Annotated in this window: 12 protein-coding genes; 9 read left to right on the forward strand and 3 right to left on the reverse strand. The window is 62.9% G+C overall.

Annotated features, from left to right (window positions below; all coding sequences use genetic code 11):
- The 6 genes from A2J01_RS02680 to A2J01_RS02705 all read left to right on the forward strand — a co-directional run.
- On the forward strand, nucleotides 1-1,454 hold a 1,454-nt coding region (locus A2J01_RS02680; RefSeq protein ID WP_064111842.1), incomplete at its 5' end, for an ABC transporter substrate-binding protein.
- On the forward strand, nucleotides 1,451-2,485 hold the full coding sequence (locus tag A2J01_RS02685; RefSeq protein WP_082900785.1) for an ABC transporter permease: 1,035 nt from the start codon (nucleotides 1,451-1,453) through the stop codon (nucleotides 2,483-2,485). The genes A2J01_RS02680 and A2J01_RS02685, both read left to right, overlap by 4 nt.
- Entirely contained in the window at nucleotides 2,478-3,299 is an 822-nt protein-coding gene (locus A2J01_RS02690) for an ABC transporter permease (protein WP_007734397.1), read from the forward strand. The genes A2J01_RS02685 and A2J01_RS02690 overlap by 8 nt, the downstream gene beginning before the upstream one ends.
- Nucleotides 3,296-4,213 (forward strand): oligopeptide/dipeptide ABC transporter ATP-binding protein, encoded by a 918-nt coding sequence (locus A2J01_RS02695; RefSeq protein WP_064111847.1) that lies wholly within the window; start codon nucleotides 3,296-3,298, stop codon nucleotides 4,211-4,213. The genes A2J01_RS02690 and A2J01_RS02695 overlap by 4 nt, the downstream gene beginning before the upstream one ends.
- Nucleotide 4,214: 1 nt before the next feature.
- Nucleotides 4,215-4,862 carry an ABC transporter ATP-binding protein gene (locus A2J01_RS02700; RefSeq protein WP_003945821.1) on the forward strand — a complete coding sequence of 216 codons (648 nt, stop codon included), beginning with the start codon at nucleotides 4,215-4,217 and terminating at the stop codon, nucleotides 4,860-4,862.
- A 70-nt stretch (nucleotides 4,863-4,932) separates the two neighbouring features.
- Nucleotides 4,933-6,249, forward strand: a complete 1,317-nt coding sequence (locus A2J01_RS02705) for an HNH endonuclease signature motif containing protein (protein WP_064111849.1) — start codon at nucleotides 4,933-4,935, stop codon at nucleotides 6,247-6,249.
- Between the two features lie 84 nt (nucleotides 6,250-6,333).
- On the opposite strand, the gene A2J01_RS02710 is transcribed toward A2J01_RS02705, so the two are convergent.
- Nucleotides 6,334-8,481, reverse strand: a complete 2,148-nt coding sequence (locus tag A2J01_RS02710; RefSeq protein WP_064111851.1) for an ArnT family glycosyltransferase — start codon at nucleotides 8,479-8,481, stop codon at nucleotides 6,334-6,336.
- Nucleotides 8,478-9,719, reverse strand: coding sequence for a glycosyltransferase (locus A2J01_RS02715; RefSeq protein ID WP_047269581.1), 1,242 nt, complete (start codon nucleotides 9,717-9,719; stop codon nucleotides 8,478-8,480). Before A2J01_RS02715 ends, A2J01_RS02710 begins: the two co-directional genes overlap by 4 nt.
- Nucleotides 9,720-9,806: 87 nt before the next feature.
- Between A2J01_RS02715 and A2J01_RS02720 the strand changes: the two genes are divergently transcribed.
- The 3 genes from A2J01_RS02720 to A2J01_RS02730 all read left to right on the forward strand — a co-directional run bounded on the left by A2J01_RS02720 (nucleotide 9,807) and on the right by A2J01_RS02730 (nucleotide 12,162).
- Entirely contained in the window at nucleotides 9,807-10,235 is a 429-nt protein-coding gene (locus A2J01_RS02720; RefSeq protein WP_042449536.1) for an HIT family protein, read from the forward strand.
- Nucleotides 10,236-10,473: 238 nt separating this feature from the next.
- Nucleotides 10,474-11,109 carry a ScbR family autoregulator-binding transcription factor gene (locus A2J01_RS02725; protein WP_007734383.1) on the forward strand — a complete coding sequence of 212 codons (636 nt, stop codon included), beginning with the start codon at nucleotides 10,474-10,476 and terminating at the stop codon, nucleotides 11,107-11,109.
- Between the two features lie 156 nt (nucleotides 11,110-11,265).
- Entirely contained in the window at nucleotides 11,266-12,162 is an 897-nt protein-coding gene (locus tag A2J01_RS02730) for a serine hydrolase (protein ID WP_007734380.1), read from the forward strand.
- Between the two features lie 71 nt (nucleotides 12,163-12,233).
- On the opposite strand, the gene A2J01_RS02735 is transcribed toward A2J01_RS02730, so the two are convergent.
- Nucleotides 12,234-13,744 (reverse strand): PucR family transcriptional regulator (locus A2J01_RS02735; RefSeq protein ID WP_064111853.1); only part of this gene is annotated, 1,511 nt, incomplete at its 5' end.

A 13,744-nucleotide genomic window follows, 5' to 3' on the forward strand; every position in this document is an offset into this window, starting at 1 on the left:
TCGGCGCTGCCGGTGAGGCCAAGATGTACGACGGCCTCGTCCGACTCACCGGAGGGACCGGCATGCCGGGATTCGAGCCGTCTCTGGCCGCGGAGATGCCCACTGCCAACGCCGACGCGACAGTCTGGACGGTCAAACTCCGCGACGGGGTCACCTTCTCCGACGGATCGACCTTCGACGCCGCCGACGTGGTTGCCACGTACAAGGCGATCCTCGATCCCGCTTCCGCCTCCGAAGCGCGTTCGTCGTACGACATGATCAGCGACGTCGTGGCCGTCGACGACAACACAGTCGAGTTCCGCCTCGCCTACTCGTACGCGCCCCTGCTGACGAAGATGCTGATCGGCATGGTCCCGTCGGAATCCCTCGCGAAACCCGGACTTGCCGCCGAATCGCCGTTGAACACCGCACCGGTCGGTACGGGCCCGTACACACTCGTCGATCTCTCACCGGATCGAGCGGTCTTCGAGGCGAACGAGAACTACTGGGACGGTGCACCGGAGATCAAGAAGCTCACTCTCCTCTACGTTCCGGACGACAACACCCGCGCCCAACGTATGGTGTCCGGCGAGATCGACGGAACCAATCTCCCTCCACTGCTTGCCAATACGTTCTCGGGCAAAGACAACATGTCGGTGACTGCCCATCAGTCAGCGGACTGGCGCGGTCTCTCACTTCCGACGAACAATCCCGTGGCAGGCGACAAAGCCGTACGGATGGCGCTCAACCTCGCCGCCGATCGCCAGTCGATGATCGACAACGTCCTGGGCGGACACGGCCGCGTCGCCGCCACTCCGATCCCCGAGGTCTACGGCGATTCGTACAACCCGAACGCAACCTTCGCCTACGACCCGGCCGAGGCCGAGCGAATTCTCACCGAAGCGGGCTGGATCGAAGGTGCCGACGGAATCCGTTCGAAAGACGGTCAGCGGGCGCAGTTCACGATCATGTACAACTCCGTCGACACCGTTCGACGTGATCTCGCTCAGGCATTTGCCTCCGATGCTCTCGCTGTCGGCATCGAGGTGGATCTCGAAGCGCTCTCCTGGGACCGCATAGACCCTCGAATCAACCAGGATTCGACGCTTCTCGGGGGTGGAGACGAACCTTTCGATCCAGACACGCAGGCGTACGACGCGCTGAACTCGAAGTACATAGCGCCCGGGGTCGGCAGCATCTACGACAACGCCAGCGACTACTCCAATCCAGCAGTCGACGCAGGCCTGGAAGTAGGACGCCGCAGCCTGGATCAGGCAACGCGTGACGCCGCGTATCGCGACGTGCAGCAGGCGTACGTCGAGGATCCCGGATTTGTCATCCTCGTATTCCTCGACCATACGTACGTTTCGAAGGATTCCGACTGGCAGATGTCCGGACCTGTACTCGAGCCACACTCACACGGTGTGACCTGGGGCCCGTGGTGGTCACTGCAGACGTGGGCCAGAGGGCAATGACAGCGGTCGACGTTCGGGTAGACGCGCGGCAATCGCTCGACCACCGTGGCAACTCCCGCCGAAAGGCCATCCTCACGATGGTCGGTCGGCGGGCGTTGTTCATCGTGCCGGTGATCGCCGTGGTGTCCGCGGGACTCTTTGCCGCCGCCGCGGTCTCACCGTTCGATCCACTTGTCGGCTACCTGGGCACGCGATACATGACGACCAGCGACGCGGACAAAGCGTTGATCGCCGATCAGATGGGTTTCGACAACCCCTGGTACAGCACGTACTGGAATTGGCTCCAGGGCGTGTTCACCGGTGATCTCGGGATCTCCAGATCGTTCAATCAGCCTATTTCCCAAGTTATCTCCGAGCGTCTGCCATGGACCCTGCTGCTGGTCGGTATCTCACTCCTCATCGCGATTCTCGCCTCGCTGACACTCGGTGTTCTCGCCGGAATACGCAGTGGAGGATTCTTGGACAAGACCGTGTCCGGGCTGCGCGTCGTGGTCCAAGGACTTCCGCCGTTTGTCTTGTCGCTGGGTGCCATCACGCTCTTCGCGTTGACTCTCGGCTGGCTCCCGGTCGCCGGGTTGACCGACGGGGGTGCTGATCCCACACCGGGACAGGTGATCCGGCACTTGGTCCTACCGGTGACGGTCCTTTCCATCTCGCAGATGCCGTGGCTCCTACTCGCGGTCCGAGAATCCGTCGTGGGTTCGAAAAGTGAGGGATTTGTCGCGGGCGCCGTAGCACGCGGAATCCCGGCGCCGACCATCACGAAACGCCACATACTGCCGACCTCACTGGCGCCTTTCGTGAACATCGTCGGCGTGCGACTGCCCGAGCTGATAGTCGGGGCAGTGCTGGTGGAAGAGGTCTTCAGTTGGCCAGGGATCGCCGGCGCCATCGTCTCGTCAGCCCGTGACCTCGACATGGCACTGCTCGCGTTCCTCACCGTCGGTACGACATTGACGGTCATGCTCGGCTCACTGCTTGCCGACGTCCTCGTTGCAGTACTCGACCCGAGAGTGAGTACCGATGGCTGAACGACGCTTCAAGATCGCCGTCGGCGTGCTGATCCTCGTGGCGCTGTACGCGGCGTTGGTCCCATGGTTGGCCGACGTCGACGACCGAGTCACAGACTTCTCGGCGGCTCGCCTGGCTCCGTCGTTCGATCACCCGTTCGGAACTGACTCGGCGGGACGAGATCTATTCGTGCGCATAGCTGCAGGCATCAGAACCTCACTTCTGATCGCACTCGCCTGCGCGCTGCTCGCCACGGTGATCGGCGTCGCCGTCGGCACTACGGCCGGACTGGTCGGCGGCTGGGTGGACAGGTTCGTCATGCGCGGCACCGATGCCGTCAACGCACTCCCCCACCTGTTGCTCGGCATCGTCATCGTCGCGATGTTCCGTGGAAGCATTGCCGCCATCGTGCTTTCGATCGCACTGACCCACTGGACCCAAGTGGCCCGGATCATCCGCTCCGAGATCTTGAGTCTGCGCGAGCGTCCCTACATCGACGCCGCCATTCTCGCGGGAGCCAGTCGACGTCACGTGATCATGCGCCACCTCGTGCCGGCGACGGCGCCACAGGCCTTGATCGCAGTCGTTCTCCTGCTGCCCCACGCCGTCTGGCACGAATCGACGTTGTCCTTCCTGGGATTCGGCCTTCCCCCGCACAAGCCCAGTCTCGGGACGCTTCTCGAAGAGGCACGCAGTTCTCTGCTCCTCGGCGGTTGGTGGACGCTGGCATTCCCCGCCGCAGTTCTCGTGATCGCCACCGTCGCAGTTGCCGTCGCCGGTTCGGCCCTGCGGTCGATGCTCACGCCCCCTCGACCTTCGGAGTTGCGACTGTGAACCACGGCCTGCGCATCGAATCTCTCACCGTCAGGATCCCTCTACTCGGAGGATCGGTAGTTCACGCTGCGAGCGACATCGACCTCGACGTTCCAGCCGGCACGGTGACCGCACTTGTCGGGGAATCGGGGTGTGGCAAGTCGATCATCGCCACCTCGGTCATGAACATGTTGCCGCCGAATGCTTCTCGAACCGGAACGGTCACCGTCGGAACACCGGACCTAGAGATCGACGTCTTCTCCGGCACCGCGTTCCGTGGGCGGCACGTGGCTCTCGTTCCACAATCCGCCGCATCACATCTCACCCCCGTCCGGACTGCGCGATCGCAACTACAGGAGACGATCGACGCACTCGGCAGCGATCACACTTGCGATGCCTTGGCACTTCGCGTCGGACTCGGTCCGTCGGCCCTGGACTGCTACCCGCACGAACTCTCGGGCGGCATGGCGCAACGCGTGGCCATTGCCGGTGCGCTGGCCGGGAATCCGTCGGTGATCGTCGCAGACGAACCCACCGCCAACCTCGACCGCGAACTCACCGACCACGTCATGGGATTACTTCGCGAGTGCGCTGACTCCGGGGCGGCTGTCCTGCTCATCACCCATGACCTTGCATCACTCACCCGCAGCGATGTCGCGGATCGACTTGCCGTCATGTACGCATCACGCATCATGGAAATGGGTCCGGCCGCGCTGGTGTTCAAAGATCCGCTTCACGATTACACCCGAGACCTTCTCGGCGCCTTACCTTCCAGAGGTTTGACTCCCATGCCGGGATCGCCACCGCAACTCACCGATCTCCCCGAGGAGTGCGTCTATCACCTACGACGTCCGGAGTCGAAACAATCCGGTGGCCCGACCGAACTGGTCACATTGGGTGACCGCACGTACCGAACGCTGCGGAAGGTGGGCTGACATGAGTCTTCAAGCTCTGGGAATCACCAGCGGTTACCGTCGCAACCGGCCAGTTCTCGAGAACGTCTCGCTCGAGATTCCGTCGGGAAAGCTGATCGGCCTGACCGGGCCTTCGGGCACCGGAAAATCAACACTTGCAAGGATTCTCGCTTCGCTGGATGCACCGTGGTCAGGCGAAGTGCGGATCGACGGATCACCCGTTGTGGGTACCAAATTCTCGGTACCCGCGGCACTACGCGGCACGGTGTCCATGCTGTTTCAGTCACCTCGCGCATCGACCGACCCTCGGCAGACGCTCGCCTCGATCATCGGCCAACCCGGTGACATTGCCAGTAGGTCAATCGATGTGGCCGCGCTGGCAGCAGAAGTGGGCCTCACTCCCGATCTCTTGTCGCGCAGACCACACCAGGTGAGCGACGGCCAACTACAGCGCGCCTGCCTGGCGAGATCGCTGGCGCAACAACCGAAATACCTCATCTGTGACGAGGCGACGGCGATGCTCGACGCCGCCACGACGGCCGCGCTCATTCGGTTGATCGAGAGTCGCGCCGCCGAAACCGGCGTCGGTGTATTACTCATCAGCCATGATCGCGAATTACTCGGCGCCTGCTGCGACGTGGTCCACGACCTCGACAGTATCAGCGCTTAGCCCCTGCGAAATCGACCCTTGACCCGAACGTATGTTCGAGTATGATTTGGGCAGGGGATCGGGGGATTCAATGAGTGTCTTGTTGTCGGATGTGGTGTCTGGTTCTGCGGTGGGGTTACGCGGACGCCTGTGGCGGTTCACTGCTGCCGAGTTACGTGCTGCTGCTGTCGAGGCGAGTGCGGAGATTCTGCGCCTCGAAGCTGTGCGTGTGGCGGTGGTGGACGAGTTGTCGTTGCGCCCGGATGATCAGGTGATTGCCAGTCGCGGGGTGGGTGCGTGGTTGGCGGCTAACACGATGCTGCAGGTTCGGGACGGGAAGAAGATCGCCGCGTTGGGTGCAGCTTTGCGGCCGTTTCCGGCGGTGGCGGCTCGGTTCGATGGCGGGGAGTGCTCCTTCGATCATGCTGTGTTGATCGTGGCGTTCTGTGAGTCACCGCCGAAGGGGATGCCGGAGGAGGCATTACCGAAGTGCATCGATTTGTTGTTGGCTGCGGCATCCGGTGTCGAGGCCACGACCACAAAGGTGCGGAATGTAATCGCGACGTTGGAGCGGTTGTTCGAGTCCGATGAGATTCCGCCCGCCGAAGACGTCGACCGGAACGAGCTCCGGATCGCCTCGACGCTCAATGGCCGGGTGGTGGTGCGCGGCGATTTCGACGCCCTCACCGGCGAGATGTTGCTGTCGGCGTTGTCGAACCTGACGATGCCCACCCCGGCACCCGATGGAACCCCGGATTCTCGGTCGGCGGCGAAACGCACGGCGGACGGGTTCACGGAACTGATCCGCCGGTATTTGGACTGCGCGAAAACCGGTACCGATGGTGGCCAACGCCCGCACGTGAACGTGCACATCAACGCGCGTGATCTCGCGGAGCATCGGGACTGCGCCGCGTCGCCTTCTGATGTGGACGACGAAGGCTCACCCGATCTGGACTTGTCGGATCTTGATGTCGGGCACATGCCCTGGCTCGGGCCACTGTCGGTGTCGCAGACCCGACTTCTCGGGTGTGATTGTTTCCTCTCGACCGTTCTGCTCGACGATCACGGTGCGCCCTTGGATGCGCAACCAGGGAAGAGGTTGGTCACCGCCGAACAACGCGTCGCCCTCATCGCCCGAGACAAAGGCTGCGCCTTCCCGGGCTGCACATGCGTGCCCGCCTGGACTGATGCGCACCATATCCGGCACTGGGCCAACGGTGGCCCGACGGTGATGAACAACCTGGTCCTGCTGTGCCGTTCACATCACCGGCTGATGCACCGAAAAACCGGATTCGTCGGTAAATGGGAAATCCGCATCGGCGCCGACAACAAACCCTGGTTCATCCCGCCACCCTCGATCGACCCCGGGCAGCAACCCCGGCCGGCGAACACCACATTCAAAACCTGAGAACGAACCTCAGGCATACAACTTCACGCCAGGTCGCATCGGAGGGAACACCTCCGATGCGGACCTGGCGTGCGTTCATTATGGTCAGCCTGCAGCCGTCAGGTCGTAGAGGGTCACCCCGTCCACCGTTGTGGCGGTGAAGTTTTCGGTCACCCACGTCGAGATAGCGGTAGCGGTGCCTTCGGCGTTCATACCGCCACCCATCCCACCGCCGGCGATGAAGAAGTGAATCTTGCCCTCTGCCACGTACTGCTGGAACTGCGCGAGCGTCGGCGACGGATCGCTCCCGTTGAACCCTCCGATAGCCATGACCGGTGACTGCGTCGCAAGCTGATAACCCGAGGCGCTGTTGGACCCGATTGCCGCGGCTACCCACGTGAACTGGTCGGAGTTCTCTTCGAGTGTGGACACAACAGCGGCTCCCGGCGTGCTGCCCTGCAGTAGACCACCGGCACCGCCTCCCATTGCGCCTCGCGTTCCGCCGGTGGTCGGCGTGGTACCGCCCGGAACTGTTGCACCACCGGGTATCTGACCCATTCCTGCAGGGGGCGTGCCCGGCATTCCGGTCCCAGCCCCGTCAGTCCGACGGTTACCGCCATCAGCCGTGCCACCGAATCCGCCGAATCCTCCGCGGCCACCGCCGGGCCCGCCCATTCCACCTTCGACGCTCGGTCCGGCCGAAACTATGGAACCGGTATGCGGAGTGCTGATCGTGTCGATCGCGTATGCAGTCGGACCTGCCAGACCGGTGAAGATCGCTGCGAGAATCACTGCCACAGCCAATCGACCTCGCGTCACTGCCGGAATCAGCACTGCCACGGCACTGACGATGCCGACCACCAGAATGGTCCAGCGAAGCCACGGTACGAACGTAGGCGAGCGTCCGAGCAGTACCCACGCCATCGCGACGGTTGCGGCCAAGGACACCGCCAGAATGATGCGAACCCAGAGGACGTCACGATGACGCCACGCCACTACCGATCCTGAACCGATCAGCGCGGCGATCGCCGGCGCAAGCGCAACGGTGTAGTAGGCGTGGAAGATTCCCGCCATGAAACTGAAGGTCAGTCCGGTCACCAACAGCCACAGTCCCCAGACGATGAATGACGCGCGCTGTGTATCAGCGCGGGGTGCCTTGCCTCGCAGCACGATTCCAGCCACCAGAAGTATCAGCGCAGCAGGAATCAACCAGGCGATCTGTCCGCCCTGGGCCGATTCGAACAGTCGGGTAATGCCGGTACTCCCCCACATACCACCGCCGGCCGCACCACCTGGTGCCATACCTCCCCCTGCCATACCACCTGCGGCCTCGCCCATACCTGGGAAACCGCCCGCAGCAGCGCCGGCCGCGGCATCACCAGCACCGCGCATTCCGCCGCCGCCGACGCTTCCGGTCTCGTTGCCGCTCAAGCGCCCGAGCCCGTTGTAGCCGAGCGTCAGTTCGAGAATCGAGTTGTTCTGTGAACCACCGATCCACGGACGCGAGTCGGCCGGCCACAGTTCGACGATTGCCAACCACCATCCGGCGGAAACGATCAGTCCGCCCAGTGCCGCGAACAGTTGGAGTACGCGCTTACCCAGTTTCGGCGGTCCGGCGATCAGATAGGTGAGCGCCAGCGGTGGAACCACCAACATGACCTGTAATTGCTTTGTCAGGAAACCGAATCCGCAGAAGATACCGACCAACACGAGCCAGCGGGTGCGGCCGTCCTGCACGGCGCGCATCATCGCCCACACTGCTGCGATCATCAGGAGCACCAGCAGAGCATCCGGGTTGTTGAACCGGAACATCAGCGCCGCTACGGGTGTGAGCGCAAGTACCAGGCCCGCGAGGAGGCCGGCGGCCGCACCGAAATACCGTCGAACCGTTCCCCACAACAGTGCAACCGATCCGACCCCGAGGAGTGCCTGCGGCACCAACATCGCCCAGGAGTTGAGTCCGAAGATGCGAACCGACAGCGACATCAACCACAGGGACATGGGCGGCTTGTCGACGGTGATCGAGTTTGCAGCGTCCGAGGAGCCGAAGAAGAAAGCCTTCCACGACACCGAACCTGCCTGTACCGCAGCGGCATAGAACGAGTTGGCCCATCCGGATGCACCCAGGCCCCAGATGTAGGCGACTCCGGTGCCCACCAACAACACTCCCAGTGCCCACGGTTCCCAGCGCACCTGACGTTGCGGTTCCGGCGCTGGCAGCGGCGCGGCGAGTGTCTCTGCAGTGGCGGTCATCGATTGGCTCCTACGGATTGTGCGGTGCGAAACACCCAGCGCAGTGCGATGAATCGACTGACTGTGGCAACAAGATTGGCGATGACGAGTACGGCAAGCTCCACGTGCTTGGAAGCATCGGGCGCCATGACGTCGAGCACGAACAACGATCCGCTGGTGAGCAGTAGACCGAACCCGAACACGAGCAGGCCCTGCATCTGGTGACGAGCGGATCCTTCCGACCCTCGGATCCCGAAGGTGAAGGCCCGGTTGGCGGCGGTGTTGAATACCGCGGTCACCAGCAATGCGACGGCGTTGGCCCACTGCGCACCCATGATCGAGTGCAGAGCGAGGTAGAGCAGCGCGTACGCGAGCGTCGAAATGACTCCCACCACGGCAAAGCGTGAGAGCTGCCCGACCATTCCTCGTGGAACTCCGGGAACCAACGGTTCACGTCCGAAACTAGCCCTGAGCTCGGCCAATGGAAGGGAACCAGTAGACAGTGCTCGCCCGACACGGACCACACCTTTGAGGTCGGCAACTGCCGTGGCAATGATGTCCACCCGGCTGTCCGGGTCGTCCACCCAGTCGACAGGGACCTCGTGAATCCGCATGCCCGCTCGCTCGGCCAGCACCAGCAATTCGGTATCGAAGAACCACCCGGTGTCCTCCACCAGCGGAAGTAGTTGCCGTGCAACATCGACGCGCATGGCTTTGAATCCGCACTGGGCGTCGGAGAAGCGAGCATGCAGTGCGCTTCGGAGGATGAGGTTGTAGCTACGTGAGATGAACTCACGCTTGGGGCCGCGCACCACGCGGGACGATCGTGCCAGCCGGGAACCGATGGCGATGTCCGAGTGTCCGGAGAGCAACGGAGCAATCAACGGCATCAGGGCGTTGAGGTCGGTCGAGAGGTCGACGTCCATGTACGCGACCACGTCGGCATCGGAGTCGCTCCATACCTGCCGCAGTGCTCGACCACGACCCTTCGCATCCAGGTGGACGACCCGGACGTCGTCGAATTCTTCGGCGAGGGAACGGGCGAGTGCCAACGTGCCGTCGACACTGGCGTTGTCCGCGATGGTAATTCGTGCAGAGAATGGCACCTGCGTGCGTAAATGCCGGCGCAGGCGCCGCACGCACGCCTCGAGGCCTGCCTCTTCGTTGTATACCGGGACGACCACGTCCAGCACTACAGTCGTCGCGGAGACCTCCTCTGCGTCCGTGCTGCCCGCGGTCTGCATGGCTTCTGTCGTCATGCGTCCTAGATTTGTCGGGCCGGCTCCGACGAACCTGCGTCCAGCCTGGGAGTTTCCTGGCAACCGGACGCGGGCTAATCTCGGGGTATGCCTTCAGTCTTCAGTGCCATCATCAACGGGGATCTACCAGGACGTTTCGTGTGGGAGGACGAGGACGTCGTCGCGTTCTTGACCATCGCGCCGGTAACGCAGGGCCACGTGCTTGTGGTTCCGCGAGCCGAGGTCGATCAGTGGCAGGACGTGGATCCTGAACTCTTTGCCAAGGTCACCGCTGTTGCCCGCAACCTCGGCCAAGCCGTGCGGAAGGCGTTCGACGCGCCTCGGTCGGGTCTCCTCATCGCAGGTCTGGAAGTTCCGCATCTTCACGTTCATGTTTTCCCCGCATACGACATGGGGAACTTCGACATCAGTGGCGCCGACACCTCGCCGTCACCCGAATCTCTCGACGAGGCACAGACCAAGCTCAAGTCGGCGCTACGCGACCTCGGCTTCGAGGCAACTGTCTCGACTCGTTGATCGCATACCTTCGACCGAATTTCGCTGGCCGATAACTGGACTCCCCGCCGCAGCCTCCAACGGAGGTTGCGGCGGTCGCATTTGTCGCTCCTACCGACCGTGACCTGCGATTGCACACCGAACAGTCCGTTTCGCGCTGTCGCGCGAGCACGAGATTCGCTGCTACCGTGGGTCGCTGGTCCGGGACCTAGGGCCCTAAAACTGGTTCACGTGTTAACAGTCGGAGGACAAGGGAGCAATGCAGGAACGTGCCAAGATCAGTCGCCGACAGATTCTTCAAGGTGCTGCTGATCGGTTCGAAGTCACGGGGTACGGCAGCACGAGCATGAATGACATCGTGTCCGCGGCGCAGATGACCAAGGGCGCGGTCTATTTTCACTTCTCGTCCAAAGACGAACTGGCTCAGGCGGTGATCGAAGAACAGCACCAGATCTCGATCAGTGCCTTCACCGCAGTTGCAGCCACAGGCGCACCGGCACTGGAACAGCTCGTCATGGTGTGCCACGAGATGGGCCGCCAACTCGTCGCAGAGCCTATTGTTCGTGCGGGAATCCGACTTACCCTCGAGTTGGCCTCTGCCGACGGTTCGCAAGGCCCGTACGTCGCGTGGATCCGCGAGCTTCGAAAACTGGCCGAGGCCGCGAAGCTCGAAGGCGACATCCGCGACGATGTGGAGCCGGAATCGGTGGGTCGCGTGGTGATCTCGGCATTCACCGGCGTTCAACTGGTTTCGAACGTGCTCACCAGACGAAGCGATTTGAACGACCGTATCGACGAATTGTTCACCCTCCTGTTGGCAGGCGTGGTCTCCGACAAGCGACGCAGCGCCGTCGCCGAACTGGTCGGATGTCGCCTCGAAACTTATGCGTCCTGATCCGGAGAACACCCCGACGCCCGGATGATTCGGCGCAACAGCACCGAACCGTGCGCCAACCTTCGTCGATTCGTACAAGACCCCCCGTCGTCGACTCACTATCGTCAGATCCACGAATAACCCAGATACATGGATACCGACGAAAGGGCTTCTCGAATGACCGAAACCGCCACGTACGTTGAGAGCGCACAGCAGGAGATCGCTGCTGTACTCGCCGAAGCGAAGACCGATGCCTACGTCCACGCACGCGACATCGATTCCGGCGAAGAGTTCGGCTACGGCGCGGACGAAGGTGTCATCCTCGCCTCCGTTTTCAAGATTCCTGTTGTGCTTCAGTACGCCCGTGAAGTAGCGGCAGGCACCCTTGATCCGACCGAGCACGCCACGGTGACCGCCGAGTTCCGCTCCGGCGGCATCGGTATCGGCGGCTGCGCCGACGACGTGACTGCAAGCTGGCGAGACCTCGCTCTGCTCATGATGAGCTTCAGCGACAACGCCGCCACGGATTTCTTGTACGAGCGTCTCGGACTCGACAACATCGTCGCAACGCTGCGCGGGCTCGGTTTGGAGAAGACCAACTTGGTCCGTGACTGCCGAGGCCTCTTCAAGACGGTCTACGACGACCTCGGCGTCGACAAGGGCACCTTGCTGGAAATGCCCCCCATCGAAATTCTTCGGACAATTTCCGTCATGGATCCCGCCCGCTCCAATTCCAGTACTCCTCGTGAGATCACAATGTTGCTGGCTGCAATCTGGAGGGATGAAGCCGGCCCCGCATCGGCTTGTGAAGAGGTCCGAACCATCATGAGCAAGCAGGTCTGGCCGCACCGCCTTTCGTCCGGTTTCCCCGACGAGGTCACTGTCGCCGCCAAGACCGGAACGCTGGGACTGGTACGAAACGAAGCCGGCGTCGTGGCGTACCCGGACGGCAAGCGTTACGCCGTCGGTGTCTTCACCAAGTCCCACGAGCTCACCCACCGCGCCCCGAAGATCGACGCCTCCATCGGAACCGTCGGCCGCATCGCTGTCGAAGCACTTCGCAACAACAGCTGATCTGAACCCACTGACAAAGAATGCGGGTCGCGCTGAGAAATCAGTGCGACCCGCATTTTTTGGCTTTCGAGCTAGCGTGGACCGCGCAGACGAAGATGCACCATCAACCGGAAGCGGACGTTGGGGTCGTCGAGATCCAACGCGGCCATACCCTTCAACTTGCTGAGGCGATACCGAAAGGTGTTGGGGTGCACGTGCAATGACGCCGCGGCGTCACCGACATCACCGAACGCGTTGAGCCACGCATCGAGAGTGTCCACGAACGAGGTCGCATGAGCGGCGTCGTGGCTGGCGATCGCCTCGATCGGTCCGAGGTCCGAGAACCCTTCGGCTGCAGCTTCCGACGCGATCTCCAACAGGATGGCATCGACGTGGACGCTACTGAAGGTGGCGACGCTGCCCGACGCTCGTCCCGCCAACAACACTTCGAGGGCATGTTCGGCGTCGCGCTTCGATCGGCTCAGCTGCGCCGGTCTGGTCACGACCCGGCCGATCCCGATGATCGTGTCGCCGGACGCTCCGGTGCGGTCCAGGAAGTCCGAGGCCACACGGAATGCCTGCAACTCGGCTTCGGCCGGGGAATGCCCTCGTACAGACAGCACCGCGTAGCCGGTTCCGTTGACCAAGGCTGCCGCCGACTGCGAGTGGACGGCGCCGAGGTGCATGGCCAGAGCGTCGGTCAGTCGCACCACGTGGGCGGCATCGTCCGGCTTCGACGATCCCTCGAAAGACCTACGACCCAAAGCCATCACGAGTGCGGGGCCGGTCCCGAGACCGAGGCGATTCATCGCGTCGACCGCACCTGACCCACCGTCGAGAAGGGTTGCGATCAGGTCTGCACGCAGTCGGCGCTCGGCGTCGGCGCCGCCGCGCAACCGCAACATCTGCAGCGCGATCAACCCGGCAGAATCGCGCAACGCACGCATACGGTCGTCGGACATCGGCTCACCGGTTGCCACCCACATGGAGCCGAGGAACTCGTCGCCAGCTCTGATGGACACGGCGATACGACCCATTTTGGTACCGAGGGTCTCGGCCGAGACCCACACCGGATCGTCGCTGCGATAGAGCCGGTCGAAGACCCCGGCCTCTTCGAGCACTCGAATGTACTGGTCAGGAACTTGCCGCTCCAGCACGGTCGCGATACGTGGACCGTCTCCTTCTTCCTGGCGGCCGGAGAAGGCGATGACCCGTGAGCTTCGGTCCTCGATCGTGATCGGCGCATCGAGAAGTGCGCTGACAGCGTTGGCGAAGGCGAACAGATCGCCGGCCGGGCCGCCTCCGCGTGAGTGGATGTGCCCGACTTCGTTTCGGGCCGAGAGCACCGAATGAAGCAGGCTTGTCAGCTGAACCCACGAGACTCCTCGCGCCAAGGCCAACAGCACGACGCCCGAGGCGATGACGGATTCGCGGTCCGCATCGCTGACCTCGGCGGTCACTCGCGCGACCACCACGCGTACTCCGCGCTCGGCCAGGCCGGCCACGGACTCCGCGATACGTTCGCCTCCGGTGACGCCGACGAGCAGCACCATGGAGTCCGGTGTCGAGGGTGAGTCGTCGTCGGGGTCGTGAATGACCACCG

This window comes from Rhodococcus sp. EPR-134, from assembly GCF_001647205.1.
GTDB classification, from domain to species: domain Bacteria; phylum Actinomycetota; class Actinomycetes; order Mycobacteriales; family Mycobacteriaceae; genus Rhodococcus_F; species Rhodococcus_F qingshengii.